This window comes from Mesobacillus boroniphilus (assembly GCF_018424685.1).
GTDB classification, from domain to species: domain Bacteria; phylum Bacillota; class Bacilli; order Bacillales; family Cytobacillaceae; genus Mesobacillus; species Mesobacillus boroniphilus_A.
Genome location: NZ_QTKX01000001.1, coordinates 1142468 through 1165126, shown reverse-complemented (window position 1 = coordinate 1165126; position 22659 = coordinate 1142468). Strand labels below are relative to the sequence as shown.

Here is a 22659-nt window from a genome sequence, read left to right as displayed (position 1 = left end):
TACACCTAATCTTTTATAACTTCATATTAAGTCACTCTAATCAAATCAGCCATCGACAAAGCCAAAAAATACCTTACACTTTTGTAAGGTATCAGAAAAGGATCATGGCTTTTTTCCAGCTAACCATTTGATTTTGACAGTTGTTCCTTTATCTATCCAAGATTTGATCTCAATTGATGCCCCTATTTGATCAGCGATTCTTTTGCTGAGATAAAGCCCTATACCGGTTGAGTCTGAATGCCTTCTTCCGTTTTCCCCTGTGAAAAATGGCTGGAAAACTCGCTCAAGATCATATTCGGGAATGCCTACCCCCTCGTCTATGACTGATAGGTGGATATGTTCGCCAACCCTTTCAACCTTAAAAACTAGCTTCTTGCTTCCTTCCTTCACACTTGAATATTTGATAGCGTTGGAAATAATTTGCTCGATTAATATCTCATTCCATTTCGGATCCGTGATGATTAGTGCATTCTCCTCCTCAAAATCGATTGTGGGAAAAATAGAATTATATATCCACTCCCTCTTCCTCCCATTAATAAGCTTCCGTAAAGTAGCGAGTACGTCTACAGACTTGAGTTCAAAGTCATTTTCAAAGCTATCCATACGAATCATCGTAAGCCCTTGTTCAATCGAAGAATGCATCCTTTTATTTTCCTTTTGGATTTTTTCCAGCACCTGTGACTTTTCTTCATTATTGATAATCAGCTCGATCACTGAAACGGGAGTCTTTAAGTGGTGCATCCAATGGGACAGAAAGTAGAGTCTCTCCATATTTTGCTCTTTCAAATTGTTATATTTTTGAGATTGTTCACTAACTGCCTTCTCTAATAATTGCTTAAAAACCTTCTGTTCCTCCGTATGGGCCTGCAGCTCGACGTCGTGACCCCTAATCTGCTGAGCAGCTGCTCTGTAGGCCGGGTAAAATTTCAACCAATCAATAAGTAAAAAAATCAGCAGCAAAAATAGTCCGATTGACAATGGATAAAAAAACTCAGTATCCGCCGGCACACTAAGATAGAAAAACAATAAAATGCAGGTCAAATTCAATATGTAAAGTAAAATAAGCAGCAATCGATCTTTTAAGAAAGCATTAAGCATGTCAATCAACCGCAGGATACTGCAGCATGTATCCTACTCCTCTTTTGCTTTTGATCAAATCCTTTAGTCCCATCTCTGACAGAGTTTGTTTAATCCTCGTCATATTGACTGTAAGTGTATTATCATCGACGAAGGTAACCGAATCCCAAACTTCTTCAATCAACTCTTCTCTGGAGATAAATGAATTCGCGTTCTCCATCAATTTTTTCATTAGCTTAAAGACGTTCTTAGAAAGCTCGACTTTGGTGTCCATGTATTCCAGGCTCAATGTCTTTTCTTTCAGGCATAATGGACCTACACAGGAGTTTTTCTCATCCTTGAAAGCATATTCCCCGTACACCCGTCTGATTGTAGCTTTTACTTTGGACTGTAGCATGTCGAACGTAAATGGCTTCGTAATGAAATCATCTGCTCCGAGTTCGATCGCCATGATCTGGTCCATCTCCTGGCTTCTAGCCGAAATCATCAGGATCGGTATAGTGGATTTCTGTCTGAAACTCCTGCATAAATAATAGCCATCATAATATGGCAGATTAATATCCAACAAAACAAGATCTGGATCAATTGTCAGAAACTCTTCTTCTATATTCATAAAATTAGACGGCAAAGCCACATTATACCCATACCGCTCCAAATTTTCCTTGATAAGTCCACAAAGCTGCGGATCATCTTCAATAAGCATGATTTTGTACATAATCAGAACTCCTCATTATCTAAAACTCTCTTTTTCTAGTATAAATTTTTATCAGGATAAAATCAGCAGAATTTTCCATTAAAATAACGGATGCAGTTGCACACATCATTTATTATCAAATATACCCTCATCCTGGAGTGGTACTTATAAAATAGTTCCAATCATATTCTTATAAAAGAAAACCATAAACAAGGAGGGTAAAATCAGGTGAAGAAAGTTAAGGTTGGTTTACGGCCCATTGTCAGCAAAATCAATTTACCCACTGTTTTGAAAACTGCTATACTTCCGGGCGACTCAATTGAAAGTTTATTTATTGTAACTCAGGTTGGAGAAATCTTTTACATAAGAAACGGTGTTATTAAGACTTTTTTTGATATTCGCCCGCGAATCATAAAGTTAGGTGAAACTAGTGGCGGATATGATGAACGGGGATTGTTAGGACTTGCATTTCATCCAGGGTTTAATTATAACGGTCTTTTTTACCTTCATTATTCTGTAGCTGGAACACAGGGGCCGGGTGCTCCTGCTGACTCTTTTAAGCCTGACCCGTGTGATCCGAAAACCTTAAATCTAAAATGGCAGAATAGAGAAAATCAATATGATCATATTGATACAGTTGAAGAATGGATTTTGAAATCGAATGGCCAGCCTCAAAGACGTCGGACATTGCTTAACTTAAGAAGACCCTTTTCCAATCATAATGGAGTCAATAGCTTAAACTTTTCACCTGAAACAGAAAACTTGTTTTAACAACTGGAGATGGTGGATCCGGCTATGATCCATTTAATTTGAGCCAGGATGATATGGAAATTGCCGGAAAAATCATTGAAATTGATACAAACAATAATACATTTATCCATAATCCACCGGCAGTGACCCGTTTTAATGAACTTCCCTTACCTATTCAGGAAACTCTTACGGTCATTGCCAAAGGGGTTCGGAATATTCCAGGCATCTCATTTCAAAGGTTATATAACCAGTATATCAAGTATGCTGGAAATGTCGGTCAGCATTTGGTTGAGTCGATTTTTTCATTCATTCAATATAAACCAATACCGGTTACGCAGCTTATTCAAGCTTATTCGATGGGAATTGAACCAAATCAGGATGGGTTTATTAACTTGGGCTGGCGAGGGTGGGAAGGTGCTTTCCCTACTTCGATGATAAGGGACTGCTCGGAAAATTCGACACTGGATGAAAAAACTATTGCCTTTTATAATGAAGCAGTAAAATCTTCAGTTAGGCGTATTCTGCCTTTAACGAGTTATTTTCATGATGAACCTCGATCTGATAGATTCGGAGGAACAGCACTTACAGGAGTTCAGCCATATGTCGGGAATGGAATCCCGGATTTAACGGGAACCGTGGTGTTTACCGATCTTGCCAGGAAGGAAAAAAGGCAGGGTCCTGGCAGAGGATTTTTAGCTTATACCAGGTTAAGAACAGATGGTAAACTGAACGATTTCAGTGTTATTGAAACGGAATATAATTTCGGCTCACAATCTGCCTATTATGTTAGTTTGGGGACCAACCAGGATCAGTCCAGGCTATATTTAGGGGTTTACGGCTCGATGAAAGTAGCAGATTTCAACCAGGGTACTGTTTTTGAAATCGTTCGATAATACTAATTGAATCAAAATATAAGATAAACAAGAGAGCCCTCCCTTGTTTGTTTTTTTATGGGAATTACTATGGGCTCACTATGTCGCAATGGGCCGTAATCTTTTAAAAAAGAATAATCCGATCTCAACCCATAACACGCTATAAAAGAAAGCAAATGAAGAAATACTCACAGTTGTAAGGAATGAAATGGAACCCGATAAGGTCGGACCAAGAATTGGGAAGCGGAAAACATATATTAAAATCATGATACCAATCAATAAGGAAATTGCACCAACAGAAATGATGCTTAGTCTCTTTCTTAAAAAGGAAAAACCAACACCTATTCCAAGACCTAATAATCCTGTTGTAAAAGGAAACACGATTAGTTCGCTTGGCTCCACAATAATCAGCAATATAATAGTAAGAATATAAGACAATACTCCAATCGGAAGGGAAAACATTGCACAAATCAAAATGGGCAGAGTGGCTAATGGGCTGATCAAATACCCGATTCCCGGTAAATAGCCCCCCGCTGCCTGAAATACAGCAGCCATACAGGCGAGCACGGATCCAAAAATAAGCCTCTTCGTTTTGTGATGTTTACCAAATTCTAATTGGGCAAGCTGGACATCATCTGAAATTGATTTCAAGAAATACATGATTCACCTCATTCAAAGGAATTCCAGGTACGATACAATATATTAATCCGTTTATTGAGGTTGAACATGTATTTTAAAATACAATTTTACCTTCGTAGTAACTTCATCACATGAGTAACATATAAATGGACTGCTGCAAGTTATAAATAAAACTGGAATTGCTTTCTCAAATTCCCCAACACAGAAAAACTCTGGATCCAATTCCTAACCAATTTAATGAAGAAAAGGACGCATACTGAATGTATGCGTCCTTTTCTTGTTACTGGCCTCAAAATGCGTTTTAGGGGATTTCAATCTCAAATCCTTCAAATATTTCCGGCATAGGCTGGTGATGAGTCTTCAGCTTCAACCCCTTCTTCTTTCCTGTTTCGAACTCATGTTTAAAACGATTATCCTTGATTCGTTCGGCAAATGGTTTTTCATCGACAATTAACCTTTTTCCATTTTCATCCTCGATCCAAACAGGATTCACGGATGTCCGATTATCAATTACAGCCTCACTTTTCACTTCAAAGTACACGACTGCGCGGTTCTCGGAATACTTGATATCCGTTATAATCAAGTCCCCAAATTCACCCTGGCTCATGGTAAAAGGCAATTCAATTCCATCGAGACTAACAGATTCTTCTTTAAGATCTCCCTGTGGAAATGTTAAAACATAAGGGATGACTTTAACGCTCCGCACTCCCTCATCAAGGGGCTCATAAAGCCTTTGCAAGGTTGCATGCTCTTTTCCAGCGACTGTGTCTCCATAACCGCTTCCCTTTAGGGGATTTATGACATTCCCTTTGTCGTCAATCAGGTAAAAATCCAGGCTGTAAGGGTCCAGTATTTCAGTTTCGGCAATAACGTTTACATTCAAATCCGTGCCAGCAGGTCCAATCTTCAATGAATTCACACTGATTTCAGCACCCTCAAGCTTTTTTATCACGGTAGGTCTGATGACTGTCACATCATTAGATTGTCTGACAGAGAACTGGTACGACCAATAGCCTGGTACGAGTCCTACCGCATCAATTCGAACATTCATTTCGAATTCTTCAGGCAGCTCTTCAGTCGGCGTAATATCAACTACGCCCTTGTATCTTTGTGGTGTCACATATTCACCGGAATATCCGGAGCTGAAATTGATTTCCTTGCCGTCCACTTTTATCGCAGGACGCTCGAGCTCACCCAAAGGCAATAGTGATTCCTGTGTGTATCCTAATGTCAAACGGGTGCCATCGTAAAAAACTTCATTAATTGTCAGCGTAATTCCATTATCTTTTGCCGTCTGATCGATAACCTGTGTTAATCCTTTTTTCCCGGCTATCTTTAGCCCCTCATCTCCTACATCATTGAAAAAAGTACCAACGACAGGAATATTCGATGCGACCTTCGCCATGGCAGGAGAAACCATCGCCGAGCCGACAAACAAGCCGAAACCGACAACCGCAGCACTCATGGAATAGAAGATAACACGTTTTTTAGGCTTTTTCACTTTCGTGTCATTAACCGTCTTGGCAATAATCGCATCCAGCTTTTCCACTGGCACCGATATTTGATCCATTTCACTCTTCAAATCCGGGAATTGGTTACTCATTCACACAATCCTCCTTTAACTTATTTCTTAATAAACCCACTCCGCGGTGGATTTTCGTTTTTAGCGTACCTTCAGGACAATCTAAGATTTCTGCAATTTCCTTCACTGACAAATCCCGATAAAATCGCAGAATCAATACTTCCTTATACTTTTCATCCAGCTCCATCACTGCCTCAAGCAGTTCCGGATGGCGTTCAGTCTCGAAATAATGAGCTGCCTTATTTTCCAGCGTATTCCGTTCCATCGGTATGACCCTTTTCTTTTTTCGTAAAAGATCAACCGCATTATTGATGAGAATCCGCGTGATCCACGTAGAGAAGTAGCGCTCCTCCTTCAAATTACCAATAGACACCAGCGCCTTATAAACTGTTTCATGAAAAACCTCCAGCGCATCAGCTTCATTTTTCATATAAACATAAGCTATTTTATATAGCCTGACTTTCTCTTCCTCCATCAATTCTTGGAAAGCCTTCTTGTTCCCATTAATTGCACGGCGTACCTTCTTGATCTCTGCCAAACCAGTGCCCCTCCCTTCTTCCACTGTTAGACAAACAGGATATGTAAAACGTTTCATTGAATTTTCGATTCCCATGAAAAAAAGAGCAAGACTGAATAATCAGTTTGCTCTAAGTATCTAAAGTATAGCATATTCAACAAATGATCAGCCTACAATTCCGTCACCTGAAGAGGATGGGAATAATCATAAATATATTGGATTCTTCAAGATGAACCTTGTATGATTAGTGAGGTAGATTCTTTTTAAAGAGGTAGATGAATATGTCAATTATAAATAAACTAAATCTCGAGAAGTATGAAAATCTGGCCGTACTTAATCAACCAAATGGTTATGATTTGTTTAATGGCTATAAAACCGTATTGTCTGAAAACCATGATGCGATTTTCATCTTTGTAGAAACTCTTGAGCAAATGGCTGAGTACACTCAAACCATCATCAATAAGCAAAAATTACAAGAAAAAGGGTACTTATTTTTTGCATATCCCAAGAAAGGAAATAAGGTGTATGAAACTTTCATTCACAGGGATGAAATCTTTCCTGCAATGAAAGTTGGCGAAGACGGGTATGTGGAAGACAGCGATATCAAATTTTCGCGAATGTTGAGCATGGATGAGGTATTTACTGTAATTGGATTAAAGCGTGAAAAAAAGAAAGCAAAGAAGAGTGCCGCAGCAAGTCAGTGTGTAGCAGATTATGAGGATAAAGTAAAAGATATTGAAAAGCTGCTATCGGATCATCCCGACGAGCTAAGATTTTATAAGGAACTAACACCAGGTTATCAAAAAGATTGGGCTCGTTATATTTTTTCTGCTAAACAACAAAAAACACGTGATAATCGCCAATCAATAATGGTCGATATCTTATCACAAGGGTATAAAACCTTTGATCTCTATCGCCAGAAAAAGAAATAGACATCATTTGTCGTTATAAGTAACGAACAAAAAAAACTTATCATTTGTGTAGCTCCCTACCTCCCAGGTGCATTGATCGTTCTCTCATCAATGCACTTTTCTTTTTATAAAAGCACCCATTTGAAACAATACTATTCGATCTGTTTCTTATTAGATGAACAAAAGGCTTTGTATTGAAAGTCTTTCGGAAGTGTTATTGAAGCTACTGCAGCTGCCCCACTATTACCTTTGGTTTCTGATTTTTTCTCTATCAATTGATTGGGGAGGTTTTTCAAACCAGCCATGTTCAATCAAGAGTGTCGCTCCATCTTCTGTAAATGAGCCTAACCGGAGAATATACCCTTCATAAAGAACGGTCAAATCTTTCCGGAGTGATGCCGAAATTGCAAGACCAAAGTCTCCTAATCCGATGGCACTTTGTGCATTCGTATGAAATAACATTAATTTATCCGAAAATGGGGCTTCCGTGCTTTTGGTGATTGTAGAATCCCATGTGGAGGGATAGGAATTATCATCTTCTTTTAGTTTGATCATTAAATCTTCAACTAAATCTTTTCCTAATTCATACCCAGTTTTAAAGTAGTCACTAAGCTTTTGGGACTGGGCAACCTGGCTAAATCCTAAAAGGAGAGTCTTGGCCACATTTGCTACTTCAATATTAATCCCTAAATGAGCAATTTCTAACGCAAGGAGCGGTCTGCGGTGACCAATAAGGCCTCCAAGGAATTTCCTATCTGTAACATATTCTACCTTTTCCGGATAATCAATGTAAGGGGAGCGGATGAAAACCCCTTTCTCCTGCATCATTTCTGTATTTCGGTCGTACAACTCTTCTGCTTGATGTAAGAACTCCTTGAATAATGACCGGATATCTTTCCGAGCGGAAATTGACTTAGCAAGGCTGAAAGAATTCAACCCTGTTCTCGCCATGTGGTGTAGGTAACGCATGTATGTTACATCTGAAAAAAGCTTTTTTGCTTTCAAGTTTACATCCTGATCTCCAAAACCTTCAGGCAGAGGAATTCCCTCTTTTTCAAATAAATCCGATATTTTTCCCTCATGGTCCTTAGAGTAGCTAAGGGCAAGTTCAAGTATAGGCTTGACGTCCTGATCTTCGCATGTATGCAAAAAATGTTTGAGGATGCAAATTGACATGGTGTCACTTATATAAGCACTCCACAACATAGATATCTCAGCAGATGTTATTTTAGGCAAGTGTTCTACCATATGAATTCAGCCCCCTCAGATATTTTCTCTTATCATTTACAAAAAATGGTGAAAAATACAAATTTCAAAGTTCACACTTCTTATCATTCACTTCTTAAAGTATTTTTATCTAACAAATATTTGAAACGAAAAAAACAAATAATAACATTTAAGTGCAATTTACGGAGGACACATTATGGGAATTTCTATTTTTCTGGACTTTGTCAACAGGTTGATGCTTATAGTTGTTTCTTTTTTAGGTAAACAGGGAACTTGTTTCAATAAGAGACCTGTAGAGGAAGTGTACATTATATGAATTCACCGACAAGTGTAGAAATTAAAGATAAAATGAGAGAAGTGAAACCATGGGTGCGCCGGTTTGGTCGTTTCGGTTATGTTGCCAAGGGAATTGTGTACGGAATGATTGGGATACTCGCAGCTTTAGCCGCATTCGGCCCAAGCGGTGACACGACCGGTGCATCAGGTGCTCTCCAATCAATCGCTGAAATGCCATTTGGTGAAGTTGCATTATGGATCATCGGAATTGGCTTAATCGGTTACATTTTGTGGGATTTTATCAAAGCAATTAAGGATCCGGAAAATGAAGGAACTGATGCTAAAGGGCTGGCAAAAAGGACTGGTTATTTCATCAGTGGATTCATTTATTCGAATTTAGCATTTGGTGCAATAAAATTAGCTAGTAACACTGGTTCCGCTGGTAGTGGAAATTCGGAGGAAACCATTTCCGCTAAGTTAATGGAACAACCATTTGGCATATGGTTAGTCGGAATGGTCGGAGCAATTATTATTGGATATGGTGTTTTCGAAATTTATAGTGGGCTAAAAGAGAAATTCATGTCTAAATTCAAAACATATGAAATGAATGATAAGGAACTGAAAATCGCACGACTGTCAGGTAAGATTGGCTTGATTTCACGAGGGATTGTACTAAGTATGGTTGGTTTTTTCTTCATCCGCACAGCCTACACACATAATCCGAATGAATCAAAAGGACTGGGCGGTGCTTTAACAGAATTAGCAAACCAGCCGTTCGGACAGGTTCTGCTGGCAATTGTGGCAGTGGGATTAATTTTATACGGCATTTACCAAATTATTAAAGGCCGCTATCAACATATGAATTTTGGATATGATGGAAAATAAATATGATTGAAGCTAATACGGATTTTAATGTCGTGTTAGCTTTTCTTATGTCATTGGCGTTTGTTTATAAATCTAATCTAAGAACCTCGAATGATATCAAATATTTTATTAGTGGTTACGACCGAAGCAGGAAAGAGGATGACAATGGAAAAGCCTATTTGGAAAACGAATAAAAGCAGTGTGTAAGGCACAAACATCATTTCAACATATTTAAAGAAATAATCAAATATTAATACATAACCTATAAAAAAAATAAGTGACAAGAAATAATATACAAATTTCTTTTCCAATAAAACACCTCCTCTTTACTAAAAGTTTATTGACAGTACGTCATCGGTAATTCTTTACTTCGATTAATTTCCAACGCTTTAATGTCGTGCTATTCGTAAAATCTCCAATATAACAGCTTCAGCTTCTGCGTTATCTTTAATCACAAATAAGTGCTCGGCTTCCTCTTCCACTGGATCGATTACATCCTCTTTTAAAGAATCTGCCTGCTGCCTATTTAACACCTCTGCAAAATTAGTATAGGCACCTCTGAATATATTCGTACTACGTTGACTTTCAGTAACTCGAGCTTGAAGAACATGGTACAGAATATCAAAATGGACAATTATATGTATAAATTTATCTTTCGGAAACAACTCCTCAATAAGGTAAGATCGATCTTTTCGACTTCGATTCGAATTGCAAAGGATAAGGTGACAATCAGTCTGCTCAATTGCATAATTGACAATCAACCTGGATATAGCGTACTTCAGAATATTAGGTCCGTGTACTTGTTGTAAGTTTTTATAATAAGTATTAATGAATTCCGCGTGGTTGTCCTGGTCAATGACCATAGAGTTATATAACTCTTTTTCCAAAGCACGCGCGAATGTAGTCTTTCCGCTGTGAGTTTTGCCCACAGTAATAATCGCAAGCCTTTTCAAAATGGTGCCCCCTTTTTCAGCTAGTATCTTATGATTTTACAAAAAATTGAAACTTTTCCTTTTGGTAAATCGTAACTACTTCAAAGGGGGTAATCACAATCGGTAAAATGTTAAGCTTTATAGCTACTTTGATAATCATCGGATTAATCAACTTTGGAGTAACGATTATTACTAATTTTAGTTTTATAGAAGTTTCAGTTTTTGTGGGATTGGCCAGTGTATTCATCATTTATTTTTTCAGCTCATCCGGAGGAGTTACAAGCCGCAGTATTGATATGCAGGTCCAGGGTCAAACTGGCATTAAGATGAACCAATCACCTGAAAAATTTTCTCCGTCATATGCGTTTTACGGATCGATTCTCTATTTAATTGGATCAGTAATAGCCAACTTTTTTATGTATAAACAATACTTTCTTTAATAGTTTGTAATCCAAAGTGAATTCGAGTATTAAGTCAGCTGGTTAATACTCGTTTTCTATGACAAAAAAGTACAAACTACAATACTAATCTTTATTCCACTGTCTTTTAATCTCAATTAATCTCTCACCATCGAACTCCATTCTGTATATATCTGGTTTAGACGTTTTGAGTAAAAATTCCAAGCCGCAATTTTTGTCGTAATAAGCCATCATTAAGGTCATGACAGCACCATGAGTCCCTACAACCACTTTTTTTCCTTTAAATGAAATCATAGTTTCCTTTAAGATTTTTATAGCCCGTTTCTGGCAATCTGCATTAGATTCTGCTCCGATTAATGCATATTTTTCGTCAATAAAGGACTTTTTTAATATAGGTAATAACTCATTGTCAGGTATTCTATTACCATCAGGAGAAAAGACTCTCTCTCTAAGTTCCTCGAACTCCATAATTCCCTTCCCTATGTCGTCCGCTAACTGCTGGACAGTTAAAAGCGAACGTCTATACGGACTTGAAATCACAGCGTCAATTTGCTCCGATTTTAACAAATCAGCTATAAGCTTTGAGTCTAAACTCCCCTTTCAGTTAACCCTCTTGTTCTTTCGTCTCCTATTTTTGGAGATTCGCCGTGCCTCACCATATATATAAAAGTGTTCATAATATCCTCCATTAAACGAAGCAAGTATTCGCGTTAGTATTCTATCATGGTATAAGAAACGATAATTCTCCTAATTTCATCCATTACTACTGTGTTTTATCATTCGATACAAAATGACATATTCCTTCTTTTTCCATAAGCCTTTGGTAAAATAAAGTGCCAAACAAAAAACCGCTTTCTACTTGATGAAAACGGCACAGTGGTTCTTTACGATTTTCATTTTTCCATAACAGCAAAGTAATTTTCTTCATCATCTGCAAAGTTAAATACTTTTCCGGAAGGCATCTCCACAATTTCCCCGACCACAACATTTTTATTTGATAAATCGCTTCTGAATTCCTCAAGATTATCAGAGTAAAACAGTAATGAAGGGGTACCAAGATTGAGTTCAGGCGACATTTTCGCGACGAAATCTTTATTGTGCAGTACGATACTTGTTTCAGAATCAAAGCTTGGAGCAATTTCAATCCATCTCAATCCCTGCCCATTATCTTCCTCCGCTTTAACTGCAAAACCCAATTTTTCTGTCCAAAACTTAATAGCAGCATCTTGATCATTTACGTACAACATGATTTGACCGATTTTACTTATCATGAATTCATTCGCTCCTTATCAAATTTCTTCTTTTCAAAGTTCCTAAAGATTTTTCATGGAACTTAGGTGCAACTGATATTTACATAAATAATTTCTATTATTACAAGCGGTATTCCTCCTTTTTTGTTAATAAACAGTATTCTATTTTTTAATGTTATTCTTCAACCACCAGCATAATCAGTTCCTTATCCTCCTGGTTGCTGCATCCCTCCAATATATACTCAGTGCGTGTGACTGCATTCACTACTGAAATCTCGTCGCAGCTATCTTCTTCAATACTACCAGGCCCGAAACCGTCCCTGGTAGAATCGTAGGTTGAATGAATGGCTGTCCCGTCGAACTCCAAGTCGTGCAGCATAGGTGCACCCTCCGTCGTATAACTGACTATCCTGATTTTGTCTTTCTCCCCTTGTTCAAAGTGATCCACAAATGCATAAAATTTATTTAGATTCTTAATGTCCTCGTGCATATCGACGATATCTTCAGGATCCTGGATATACTCAGGAGGTTCATTGTTTTTATTTTTTTCTAATTGAGTTTGCTCCTCTTCTTCACAGCCTGCAAGCACGATTGTGAACAGCGTTATAAATCTTAACCATCTCTTCATCGGCAAAGCCCCCCTTTCTAAGTGTTCATTTAAAGAATAATGGGTAATCTGTATGTATATTGGACTTTAAAAAGGTGTGTTGGAAAATGGAAAGTAAATTATTTTCAGAGATTGCTGTCCCAATTGAATCTCCTTTTGGCTTCAAGCCAGGTAAGGAATCGGAGCGGGATTTCACATTTGATAAAGAGGATCGCTTTAAGGATTACATATTGGAAAAGGACGGGCAATCCTATGATATTAGCCTCGATGATAACGGCCAGTGGTACTTCTTCACTTCAATTGAGTGTAACTCGCTTGATGAATTGAAGCTTACGAGGCAGATTTTTCGTCCTCCTTATTTAAAAGAAGAAAAGCTAAAGCTGATTGATTTAATGGACAATTTGGATATTAAACCATTTTATGAAGGGCATGATAAAGCATACGGCCATGTGCTTTCCCTTGTTCCTAAGCTAGATTCTGTTTCAGCTTTTAATCATGCACGGCTGGCCAATTACGATGGCACTGACGACCCAACGATCATTAAGAAAATCTATTTCATCGATAATGAGTACAAGGGCGAGAAAACTCGCTTTATTTCAGGCTTCGAGACCCGATCCTTTGCAACAGTGACAGAAAACGAGCATTATGCAAAAGAAATTCATCTACCAGGGAATGCTCGTACTTATTTGAAGCTCTTTGTCTATTTCTCAAGGTACGGTGTCCTGCCATCCCAGCAGATGATGCCAAGATTCCTCGGAAACCTGTGGGCGTCGACCCAAAGCTTGAACACATCCGCCAATTCGGCGCTTTTAAAGGATGAAGGGATTGAATAGAAGAGCTTAATCTCCTATACTGCCACATGTTTTTGGAATATGTGCCCGTGATTCGTGATTCTCTTACACTTCGGCCAATGCATGGTACGTGTTCCCACCGAATTCCTACGATTCCTGCGATTTCGGTCGCAGCATGGTTCGTGTTGCGACCGTACTTCCACTTTCTCTCCGATTTCGGTCACAGCCTGGCTCTTATTACGACTTAAATTTCTATTTCCCTTGAATTAAGGCACAGCTTGTCTCCTGTTGTAGCCGAATCTCCAGTTTTCCAGTGTTTTGGCGTCGTTTGGTTGAAACTCATTGTTAGAACGGAAATCATCTACCCCTTATTCTCAACGATCTTTCTCGTTATTTCTCCCTGTTGCGAACCTGTTAACATTTTTACAAGCTGTTTTTAATACAATTTTCTTAGAGGTGATAAAAATGCCAAGGGTAAAATATACAGACAGTGACGTTGCACTAGTTGCCAGGATGATGAGGGCAGAGGCTGAAGGGGAAGGTCCGCTGGGAATGCTAATGGTTGGTAATGTAGTTGTAAATCGACTTAAAGCGAATTGTCTGGATTTTAAAGATTTAAGGTCTATAAGAGACGTGATTTTTCAAATTCAAGGAGGAAATTATTCATTTGAAGCAGTTCAAAAGGGCAATGTTTTTTATAACCGGGCAAGAAGTGCAGAAAAAAAATTAGCAAAACAAACCTTGGATTATTGGTGGCAACACCCTTCCAAGTATGCTCTTTGGTACTTTAATCCATATGCTCCCTGTCCACCTACCTGGTACAATCAACCTTTTACTGGGCAATATAAACAACACTGTTATTATGAACCAATTGCTAATACATGTGAAGGTGCTTATAGATTGTAGTAATAAGGGTGGCCCAAAAAATAACTTGGGACACCCTGTTGTTTTTAATCGTCTAATAGAGTTTTTTGTTTCCTAGTTGAGCATTTTCAGATCACTTAATTCTTCCCCTTTTTCTCCAACGCCTTAACCAACTCTTCTCCCATCAACTTAGATGAAAATGGATCGCGGCTTGTAACAAGCTGCTCGTCTGCCCATACAGCATGTCCTGTTTTTTCTAGATTTCCCTGCTCATAATTGCTGATCTTTCTCATTTCCTGCTCCAGGCTGAACGGCAGGATATCTAACAAACCTTCTGGCTCCATTTCATCTGGATAACCTGTCACTTTTTTACCAGCAATAAAGCTTTCACCATTTGGACGCTTCGCAAACACCAGCGGTGCAGGACCATGGCATTCCGCTGCGACAATTCCGCCTCCATCGTAAATTTTGTTCATGATCGTATGCAAATCCTGATCCTTCGCCAGGTCATACATTGCACCATGCCCGCCAACAATGAGCACGACATCGTATTCGTCAGGATTTACATCAGAAAGCTCCATCGTATCATCCGCTTTTCCGGACTCATAAAGCTCTTTATAAGTACCTTTCGGATCGTATTCTTCACTAATGCTCATTTTATCGATAACCGGCTTGCCTCCAAGCGGCGATGCCAAATCAACTTGATGGCCAGCCTGTTCAAGGAGCTGCATCGGTGCGAATAATTCCTCTCCCCACCAGCCTGTTTCATAATTGTTTTCTTCATCCTTATAACCACTTGATAATACTGCTAAAACTTTTGCCATTGAAAATACCTCCTTTGTTCATACCAGAATGTATTTTCCCTATCTCACATCATCTTAATCATGAAATCCCCTTCCTCCTTTTTCCATAAAAAAACCAAAGTTAATTGTCATTTTATGCTAAGATGTTAAAAATAATCAATTTAGGAGAGTTCAAATATGTATACTTCCGAAGAAAGAAACACTTATTTTGAAAAAGCCATAAGAGAAATCAAGTCTTCCGATTTAGTGGAAGGAATCATTCAATTAGGATCTGGAGTAATTGGTTATAAAGATGAACACTCTGATATTGACTTAATGGTTGCTACCTTTAAAATCGAAGATGCTGAAAAAATAAGAGATTTTGTTCGTGAAACCCTAAGTGATTTTAATCCAAGCTACATCAAAGAAAAAGCATTCAGCAAAGACATTTTTCTTTTGATTGCCATCATGCAAAATGGACTGGAATTCAATGTTTCTATTGTCCCAAGAGAATTTTTATCAGTAAAATCGCCGTTATGGAAAGTCATTGTTGATAAAACTGGGTTTGTAACCGAGAAGATGGAAACTGAAAAAGAAATCTTCGAAAACAAACCGGTTAAGTATAATGTAGGAATTGACGTGGCATTTGAGTTTGTTTATTGCGCTTTAGCATTAGAGAAAGAATTGAAGCGAAACAACTTAATCTATGCACTAAAAATGCTCGAAGATATGAGAGACTATACCCTTATCGTACAAGCATTAAATGAGGACAAAAAACTTCATCAGTTTAAAGGTTATGAAACTCTTAACCCTTCTTTTATAAAAGCATACCTTTCTACATATTCAGGAGAGGTAACAGTTGAAAACTTAAGAGTTTCATCTGAAAAGGTAAAAGATCTTTTTATAAACACATTGAAGCAAAGTTCCATTTTTTCTATGGACTATGATTTAGAGCAACTTTTAGCTAAGAATAAAATAACAAGGATATCCTAAAACAAAAAAAGTATTGGTACCCAAGCTTATTTATACTAGCGCAAACTATTTTGAATATGAAAATTCAACAAAAAAACTCTTAATTTTCTTTGGTCATTCTTTATGCAATCTTTTCATGGGCTATATAAAACAAAAACTCCCCTCCTGCAGGAAATCTTTCCTGCAGGAGGGGAGTTTTTTTACTAACGAAGCTTCAATTTACTCTGCTAATACCTTCGCTTCAACAAATTGATCAAAGAATTCAAGAATCGTACGGTTCACAAGAATCTCGTTTTCCTTTTTTGAGAAGCCGTGGCCTTCATCTTCAAGTACCAGGTATTTCACATCACGCCCTTTATCCCGAAGAGCTTTGACGATTTGATCTGATTCCTGCTTCACAACACGCGGATCGTTTGCACCCTGGATGATCAGCATGGGTTTCGTCATATTGTCTAAATACGTGATTGGCGAAAACTCTGTCAGCTTATCGAAGTCCTTGACCGGATCGCCTACCCACTGATTCATAATTGGTTTCCAGTGCTCGGGTACGGATTCAATGAATGAGAATAGATTCGATGGTCCGAAAATATCGACGACTGCCTTGAAGTATTCAGGATGACGGCCATGCAATAGCAGTGCCATATACCCGCCAAAGCTACCACCCATCAATAATGTTTTATCCCTGTCAGCCAATCCATTTTCGTAAAGGTATTCGAGTCCAGCAATATTATCAAGACGAGGCCCTTCACCCCAGTTACCCTCAACCATTTTCGTAAACTCCAGCCCGTAACCAGTTGATCCCCGGAAATTCGGCGCAAAAATGCTGTACCCTCTGTTTACGAGGGATTGGAACATTGCACGGAAAAACTTTCGTTCGGCCGCCTGCGGTCCCCCATGCGGCCAATGGATGACATGACCATTACTCACATCTTCCTTAGCTTTGAAAAATAAAGCTTCCATCATCATGCCATCATAAGAAGGGTATGTCAGGACATCAGGTTGGACAAGCTCCTCTTCCTTCACACCAGGAACAGCAAGGTTCGTCAGCTGCTTCCATTCGTCACTTCCAGCTTCCATCATAAAAACATTATTAGGCTTAGTCGCTGATCCGGCTAAAATGTATACATTCCCGCTTTTTGCGACAGTTCCACCTTGAATAATAGAAGCAGGTAAATTCATGTTTTTATATGTTCCGGCAGCTAAATCATATTGATATAAATAATCATTCACGCCCTTTGAAGTAACAAAATAAAGGCTATTTGTACTCTTGTCATAGCGAACAGGGCCGAACTCTTCTTTTTCAATCGAAAGTACCTTTGTGAATTCATATGTTTCAAGATTAAATTTCGCAAGGTAATCGAAGTCCTCACCAAAAGTAGTAACAAAATAATACTCGTTCCCAACAAAAACTCCTTCACCAACCGTAAATTGCTCATCTGTTTCCGGAGTCAGGGAGTATGACTTTCCATGCTGATACAAAAATCCAGGAGCGTATGTATTCGCATATTGTTTCACATAGGCAAAATTATTCTCATCTTCATCAACAGCAACTAAGAAGCAAGCTGCTCCTTCCCCTTCAACAACGATACTCTCTTCATTCGCTTCCAGGTCATAACGATAAATATTCAGGAAGGTCTCATTACCTTTAGTAGACGTATAGAACAATCTTTGATCATCCTTAGATAGTAAAGGATGCATATGACGATGCCCTTCAGCCGTACGAAGCGGGACTAGCTCGCCTCCTGCTGGCGGAAGTGCATATAATTGCCCATTTTCATCACCATCGTTATCAAAACCGACAACCATAAAGCTGCCATCATGAGAATATCGTAAAGCCTGGCAGGCCTGGTCAACAAATGTAAGCGGATATGGATACTGGTTCGGCAAGTCCATCGCCCAAAGATTGTATTTACCTGACAAATTCGTGCTGATAACTAACTGCTTTTCGTCCGGACTGACGGTAAATGCCTGAATATTGAAGGTACGATAAAAGTTTTCTACATCCGACTTCTTGAATTGAATCAAAATACCCACTCCCACTCTTTTTGAAATTTCTATCTATACTGAAAACTTAAACAAAATTACGTCCATATGTCTAGGAAAAACCCCTCTCTTTTGCTCGACAAAATTCGCTCAAAAGGACACCATACCGGTCCTTTATTTCCGGGTTATACTGGAAAACCCACAATCACATCACATTTCGGCACTAGCTATCAAAGTTTGACAAAAACCAAAAATAAAGTCTAATCCTGCGCTTTCCCGAGAAATAATTTCCCCTATAAAGAATCCGGATTCTCAATTCTCATGGACGCGACTTCACAGCATTGCGTACAGGAGATAATCAGCATCAATGTTCCCATCTTAAAAGCCTTGACCCCAGGCGGTTTACCTTATGGCAACCGTAATACCCAATTCTGCCTACTTTGCTCTCCGTATGCCCGCATTCTTTGCAGACAAAATCCTTATCATTCATAATCGCATCTCCTGAACAAATTGGTAATATAGAAACGGATCCACCTACCATTGAGTTTAATATGGTAAGTGCCTTGTAGCTCCCCTCTCTCAATAACTAACAATATATGAAATTTCATTATATAATCTACCTAATATGAATGAAGGTGGGTTTGTCATGATTAAGTTATTGAAACAAGCAGAAAACAAAACGTTTTATTGGGAAGTATGGAAAGATGGCAGAGCGCTGATGATCCACTACGGTACTGTTGGGGATATGGGTAAGACAGAAGAAATGAAATTACCATTATTAAAAAAAGCTGAAAAAGTTATGAATGAACTAGCTGAAGTAAAAATAGCTGAAGGATTTAACCAGTTGGATGAAGAAGAATTAACTGAACTGGTGATTCAATATAGCTATTCCGAAAACGAAATGCAAACAGCTCTTCAAAAAAGACACATCGTTGAAGACCTTATGAACGAATGTTTGGGTTGGACAGGAAATGGCTCATGTGATGGCGGGGATATCGGCAGCGGAACAGCCAATATTTTTAATTATGTTGTAGATGTTGAAAAGGCTGGGCAAACAGTAATAGATGAACTAAAAATAAACGATTTACTTGAAGGTGCAAAGATTGCTTATCTAAACCCTGAAAATGAAAAATATATTGTTTTATATCCTGAAGGCTCAGAATTTGACCTCATTTAAAAGAGCGTTGAAAATTTCAACGCTCTCCTTTGTATCAGTATTATTTATGTACCATAATAATTTCATAAAAAATCTTCGTCAGGGAAGCACAGGGTACCTCCCCGCCATCACCACAATCTTTTCCGTTAACTTGATTTCCGCCCAAGGTATGCTTCCATAATTCTTGGGTCGGTCAAAAGGTCATTGGATTTTCCTTCTGCGATAATTTTTCCTGTTTCAAGTACATATCCATAGTCAGAAACACGGAGAGCCTGTCTCGCATTCTGCTCCACTAGGAGAACGGTTGTCCCTGCTTCGTTGATCTCCTTGATGATTTTGAAAATGTCGGCTACAACAAGTGGTGCAAGGCCCATTGAAGGTTCATCAAGCAATAAAAGCTTCGGCCTGCTCAAGAGCGCCCTCGCGATGGCAAGCATTTGCTGTTGTCCTCCTGAGAGAGTCCCTCCCAATTGCTGATTCCTTTCCTTAAGAATCGGGAATCTCTCCATCACTTTTTCGATATCGTGTTTAATATCATTATCCTTTCTATGATAAGCACCCATTTCAAGATTTTCAAGCACGGTCATACCTGAAAGAATTTGCCTTCCTTCAGGCACAAGTGCGATTCCCGTTCGAACCAGCTGATCCGGCCGTCTTCCTGTTATATCCTCTCCCAGAAATTCAACCTTTCCCTCCTTCGGCTTTAGAAGGCCGCAGATCGTTTTCATTGTGGTGGATTTACCGGCACCATTTGCTCCTAGAATGGTAACAATGCTCCCTTCCTCAACCTCAAGACTAATATTCTTTAGCACATTGATTTTCCCATAGGATGTAGATATCCCCTGAACCTTAAGCATATATTTCATCCTCCTCGCTGCCGAGGTAAGCCTCGATGACGTCAGGGTTATTCTGTATCTCAGCAGGAGTGCCCTCGGCAATTTTGCGGCCAAAGTTAAGCACCGCAATCCGGTCACACAAATTCATCACCAGCGGCATATCATGCTCGATCAACAGGACAGTAACCCCTTTAGCCTGGATTTTTTTTATCAGCTCAAACAAACTGCTAGTTTCTGTTTCGTTCATCCCAGCTGCTGGTTCATCAAGCAGCAGCAATTGGGGATCACTTGCCAGCGCTCTGGCAATTTCCAGCCTTCTTTGCTGTCCGTAAGCCAGGCTGTCTGCTATTTCCTCACCGTAACCAGACAGGCCGACAAAGTCGAGCAATTCATTGGCTCTGCCTCGAATGTGCTGCTCTTCCTGGCGTTGTGCTTTTGTTCTGAAGACACTGCTGATAACGCCCGACTTGCTCCGGCAGTGCTCTCCTACCATAACGTTTTCTTCGGCTGTCATCTGAGGGAAAAGACGGATATTTTGAAACGTACGGCATATCCCCTTTTTTGTGATAAGGTGCGGCTTGAGTCCGTTGATATTCTCCCCGTTAAAAACAATTTCCCCTGAAGTTAGCGGAAACATTGAGGTGACTAAATTGAACATCGTCGTTTTCCCTGCTCCATTGGGGCCGATCAGCCCGAAGATTTCACCTTTGTTGATTGAAAAGGAGACATCGGAAACTGCGCTTATTCCGCCAAAATTTTTATGCACTTTTTTGATTTGCAGTACCATGCTCTTTCCCCCTTTTCTTCGTTTTCAACTTCAGCCAGTTCAAAAGATGTACGTCAATGAGTCCCTGAGGGCGGACTGCCATCATCACGAGGATGATCAAACCGTAAATCATATAACGATACTCACTGATAAAGCGAAGCACCTCAGGCATTACTGTTAAAAATAATGCTCCAAATACCGGCCCCCAAATGACCTCGCTGCCACCAAACACAGCAAAAATCAAAATCTCAACCGCCCTGTGGTAAGCAAAGTCAGCCGGACTGATGTAGGCCAGAACGTGGGCATACAAGGCGCCGGCAAACCCGGAAAGCAAAGCTCCTTGTGTAAAAGCAAGCACTTTATAATAAGTGATATTGATGCCCATTGATTCAGCTGCCTTTTCATCCAGTTTGATCGCTGCAAATGCCCGTCCAACTCGAGAGTTGGTTTGCCTTCTGAAAAACCATATAATCCCAATTACAATAAACAATAAGAGCAGAAAAACCATTAAAAAAATGAATTGGTTATTTTGCAATCCCATAACACCCGGTTCGAAACCAAATTCCTTAAAATTCCTCAGAATTTCTCGTCCAAGATGAGGAATGCCAGATAAACCAATCGATCCCTTAGTCAAAGACTCCCAGTTTACTAAAACAACACGGAGGACTTCCCCAAATCCAAGAGTCACGATGGCCAAATAAACTCCCTGAAGCCTCAGAGTCGGAATGCCGATAACAATGCCGAACAATCCAGCCATTAGTGTCCCAGCTAAAATTCCAATCAAGATTGGAAAATCGAAATTTAGCGTCAGAAGCGCCGAAGTATAAGCACCTATTCCCATGAACCCGGCATTGGCAAGTGAAAGCTGGCCTGTAGAAAGTGTTATAAAAATGCTTATGCCTAGTATGACATTGATCAAAATAAATGAAGCGACCTGTAAATAGTATGGATTGATAAGTTCTCCAAGCATTGGTTCACCTTCTTATGCCGAAATTTTTTGGCCGAATAATCCTTGCGGCCTAACAAGGAGAATGACAATGATTGCCACAAACGCAATCGCATCCCGGTAGCCTGAGTTTCCATACACCACAATGAAGGTTTCCGCCAATCCAAGGATCAGGCCGCCCGCCATTGCACCCTTGACATTCCCCATTCCACCGAGAATGATGATAGCGAGCCCCTTTAAGCCAATAGACAGACCCATTTGAGGAGTGACCGAGTTAAATGCCATTCCGACAAGGATTCCTGCAATTCCCCCCATAGCCGAAGCAATAATCACTGTCATGGTGATTGTCTTTTTCGTATCGACTCCTAGAAGGCTGGCCGTTTCAAGGTTCTCTGCAGTGGCCCTTAGTGCTTTGCCAGCTTTTGTTTTCCCTAGCCAATACGATAGTGAATACATTAAAATAACAGAAATCATAAAAATGACAATTTGCACCAGATACACTGTGATCGATCCAATCTGGAAGCTGATTTCCGCAAAAGCATTATTGAACGGATGGTTTCCTGCCCCAAATAAATGATGGGATAAGTTTTCAAGCAGGATGGAAACACCAATGGTACTGATTAAAGGGGCAAGGTGTGAAACTCCTTGTTTATTTCGGAGCGGTCTTAATGCAAAGCGCTCCAGCAAATATCCCATGATCCCAGTCACCAAAACAGCGGCTGCGAAAGCAAGCCATAGAGGTCCTTTGAAAGTTGAAGTTACAATTACACCAATGAAAGCTCCAAACATGAAAATTTCACCATGGGCCATATTTATGATACCAAGCACCCCAAAAACGAGTGTAAAGCCGAGTGCCACAATGGCATATATGCTGCCCAGGGTTATTCCGTTGATTAACTGTTCGATTAACATGGCATCTCACCTTCTGATTCTTTATTTAAGGTTG

The 22659-nt window shown here is 39.4% G+C and carries 22 protein-coding genes and 2 pseudogenes; 7 read left to right on the top strand and 17 right to left on the bottom strand.

Going from position 1 to position 22659, the window contains the following annotated elements:
- Positions 1–102: 102 nt before the first annotated feature.
- Both DYI25_RS05930 and DYI25_RS05925 read right to left on the bottom strand, forming a co-directional pair.
- A complete protein-coding gene (locus DYI25_RS05930; RefSeq protein WP_213367496.1) occupies positions 103–1098 on the bottom strand; it encodes a sensor histidine kinase in 996 nt (331 codons plus the stop codon).
- Position 1099: 1 nt separating this feature from the next.
- Positions 1100–1792, bottom strand: coding sequence for a response regulator transcription factor (locus tag DYI25_RS05925; RefSeq protein ID WP_213367495.1), 693 nt, complete (start codon positions 1790–1792; stop codon positions 1100–1102).
- A 207-nt stretch (positions 1793–1999) separates the two neighbouring features.
- On the opposite strand from DYI25_RS05925, the pseudogene DYI25_RS05920 reads away from it, so the two are divergent.
- Positions 2000–3414, top strand: a pseudogene (locus DYI25_RS05920) (PQQ-dependent sugar dehydrogenase).
- Positions 3415–3492: 78 nt separating this feature from the next.
- Here DYI25_RS05920 and DYI25_RS05915 read toward each other — a convergent pair.
- The 3 genes from DYI25_RS05915 to DYI25_RS05905 all read right to left on the bottom strand — a co-directional run bounded on the left by DYI25_RS05915 (position 3493) and on the right by DYI25_RS05905 (position 6152).
- Positions 3493–4053: a hypothetical protein gene (locus DYI25_RS05915; protein WP_213367494.1), complete on the bottom strand. Its 561-nt coding sequence runs from the start codon at positions 4051–4053 to the stop codon at positions 3493–3495.
- A 280-nt stretch (positions 4054–4333) separates the two neighbouring features.
- A complete protein-coding gene (locus DYI25_RS05910; RefSeq protein WP_213367493.1) occupies positions 4334–5635 on the bottom strand; it encodes a DUF4179 domain-containing protein in 1302 nt (433 codons plus the stop codon).
- On the bottom strand, positions 5628–6152 hold the full coding sequence (locus DYI25_RS05905; protein WP_249745261.1) for a sigma-70 family RNA polymerase sigma factor: 525 nt from the start codon (positions 6150–6152) through the stop codon (positions 5628–5630). The genes DYI25_RS05910 and DYI25_RS05905 overlap by 8 nt, the downstream gene beginning before the upstream one ends.
- Before the next feature lie 260 nt (positions 6153–6412).
- Between DYI25_RS05905 and DYI25_RS05900 the strand changes: the two genes are divergently transcribed.
- On the top strand, positions 6413–7063 hold the full coding sequence (locus tag DYI25_RS05900; RefSeq protein WP_213367491.1) for a YdeI/OmpD-associated family protein: 651 nt from the start codon (positions 6413–6415) through the stop codon (positions 7061–7063).
- A 222-nt stretch (positions 7064–7285) separates the two neighbouring features.
- On the opposite strand, the gene DYI25_RS05895 is transcribed toward DYI25_RS05900, so the two are convergent.
- Entirely contained in the window at positions 7286–8290 is a 1005-nt protein-coding gene (locus DYI25_RS05895; protein WP_213367490.1) for a DUF3231 family protein, read from the bottom strand.
- A 291-nt stretch (positions 8291–8581) separates the two neighbouring features.
- On the opposite strand from DYI25_RS05895, the gene DYI25_RS05890 reads away from it, so the two are divergent.
- A complete protein-coding gene (locus tag DYI25_RS05890; protein WP_213367489.1) occupies positions 8582–9430 on the top strand; it encodes a DUF1206 domain-containing protein in 849 nt (282 codons plus the stop codon).
- 77 nt (positions 9431–9507) lie between these two features.
- Here DYI25_RS05890 and DYI25_RS05885 read toward each other — a convergent pair whose 3' ends face one another.
- The 5 genes and pseudogenes from DYI25_RS05885 to DYI25_RS05865 all read right to left on the bottom strand — a co-directional run bounded on the left by DYI25_RS05885 (position 9508) and on the right by DYI25_RS05865 (position 12638).
- The gene (locus DYI25_RS05885) at positions 9508–9720 is read right to left on the bottom strand and encodes a hypothetical protein (protein ID WP_213367488.1); all 213 of its coding nucleotides are present in this window, start codon (positions 9718–9720) and stop codon (positions 9508–9510) included.
- A gap of 78 nt (positions 9721–9798) precedes the next feature.
- Complete coding sequence (locus tag DYI25_RS05880) at positions 9799–10362, bottom strand: AAA family ATPase (protein ID WP_213367487.1); 564 nt, start codon at positions 10360–10362, stop codon at positions 9799–9801.
- A 503-nt stretch (positions 10363–10865) separates the two neighbouring features.
- A pseudogene (locus DYI25_RS05875) lies at positions 10866–11437 on the bottom strand (histidine phosphatase family protein).
- A 216-nt stretch (positions 11438–11653) separates the two neighbouring features.
- Positions 11654–12031, bottom strand: a complete 378-nt coding sequence (locus tag DYI25_RS05870; RefSeq protein WP_213367486.1) for a VOC family protein — start codon at positions 12029–12031, stop codon at positions 11654–11656.
- Positions 12032–12185: 154 nt separating this feature from the next.
- On the bottom strand, positions 12186–12638 hold the full coding sequence (locus tag DYI25_RS05865; protein WP_249745260.1) for a DUF4362 domain-containing protein: 453 nt from the start codon (positions 12636–12638) through the stop codon (positions 12186–12188).
- 86 nt (positions 12639–12724) lie between these two features.
- On the opposite strand from DYI25_RS05865, the gene DYI25_RS05860 reads away from it, so the two are divergent.
- Both DYI25_RS05860 and DYI25_RS05855 read left to right on the top strand, forming a co-directional pair.
- A complete protein-coding gene (locus DYI25_RS05860) occupies positions 12725–13450 on the top strand; it encodes a hypothetical protein (protein ID WP_213367485.1) in 726 nt (241 codons plus the stop codon).
- 423 nt (positions 13451–13873) lie between these two features.
- Entirely contained in the window at positions 13874–14314 is a 441-nt protein-coding gene (locus DYI25_RS05855) for a cell wall hydrolase (RefSeq protein ID WP_213369439.1), read from the top strand.
- Between the two features lie 95 nt (positions 14315–14409).
- On the opposite strand, the gene DYI25_RS05850 is transcribed toward DYI25_RS05855, so the two are convergent.
- Entirely contained in the window at positions 14410–15096 is a 687-nt protein-coding gene (locus DYI25_RS05850; RefSeq protein ID WP_213367484.1) for a type 1 glutamine amidotransferase domain-containing protein, read from the bottom strand.
- 156 nt (positions 15097–15252) lie between these two features.
- On the opposite strand from DYI25_RS05850, the gene DYI25_RS05845 reads away from it, so the two are divergent.
- The gene (locus DYI25_RS05845) at positions 15253–16047 is read left to right on the top strand and encodes an aminoglycoside 6-adenylyltransferase (RefSeq protein WP_213367483.1); all 795 of its coding nucleotides are present in this window, start codon (positions 15253–15255) and stop codon (positions 16045–16047) included.
- Positions 16048–16245: 198 nt separating this feature from the next.
- Here the strand turns inward: DYI25_RS05845 and DYI25_RS05840 are convergent, their stop codons facing one another.
- Positions 16246–18051 carry a S9 family peptidase gene (locus tag DYI25_RS05840; protein WP_213367482.1) on the bottom strand — a complete coding sequence of 602 codons (1806 nt, stop codon included), beginning with the start codon at positions 18049–18051 and terminating at the stop codon, positions 16246–16248.
- A gap of 604 nt (positions 18052–18655) precedes the next feature.
- Between DYI25_RS05840 and DYI25_RS05835 the strand changes: the two genes are divergently transcribed.
- Complete coding sequence (locus DYI25_RS05835; protein WP_213367481.1) at positions 18656–19186, top strand: hypothetical protein; 531 nt, start codon at positions 18656–18658, stop codon at positions 19184–19186.
- A 125-nt stretch (positions 19187–19311) separates the two neighbouring features.
- Here DYI25_RS05835 and DYI25_RS05830 read toward each other — a convergent pair whose 3' ends face one another.
- From DYI25_RS05830 to DYI25_RS05815, 4 genes are read right to left on the bottom strand one after another with little or no spacing between them, the layout of a single operon-like run.
- Positions 19312–20022: an ABC transporter ATP-binding protein gene (locus tag DYI25_RS05830; RefSeq protein ID WP_213367480.1), complete on the bottom strand. Its 711-nt coding sequence runs from the start codon at positions 20020–20022 to the stop codon at positions 19312–19314.
- Positions 20015–20788 carry an ABC transporter ATP-binding protein gene (locus DYI25_RS05825; RefSeq protein ID WP_213367479.1) on the bottom strand — a complete coding sequence of 258 codons (774 nt, stop codon included), beginning with the start codon at positions 20786–20788 and terminating at the stop codon, positions 20015–20017. The genes DYI25_RS05830 and DYI25_RS05825 overlap by 8 nt, the downstream gene beginning before the upstream one ends.
- Positions 20760–21737, bottom strand: coding sequence for a branched-chain amino acid ABC transporter permease (locus DYI25_RS05820; RefSeq protein ID WP_213367478.1), 978 nt, complete (start codon positions 21735–21737; stop codon positions 20760–20762). The genes DYI25_RS05825 and DYI25_RS05820 overlap by 29 nt, the downstream gene beginning before the upstream one ends.
- A gap of 12 nt (positions 21738–21749) precedes the next feature.
- Positions 21750–22625, bottom strand: a complete 876-nt coding sequence (locus DYI25_RS05815) for a branched-chain amino acid ABC transporter permease (RefSeq protein ID WP_213367477.1) — start codon at positions 22623–22625, stop codon at positions 21750–21752.
- Positions 22626–22659: the final 34 nt, after the last annotated feature.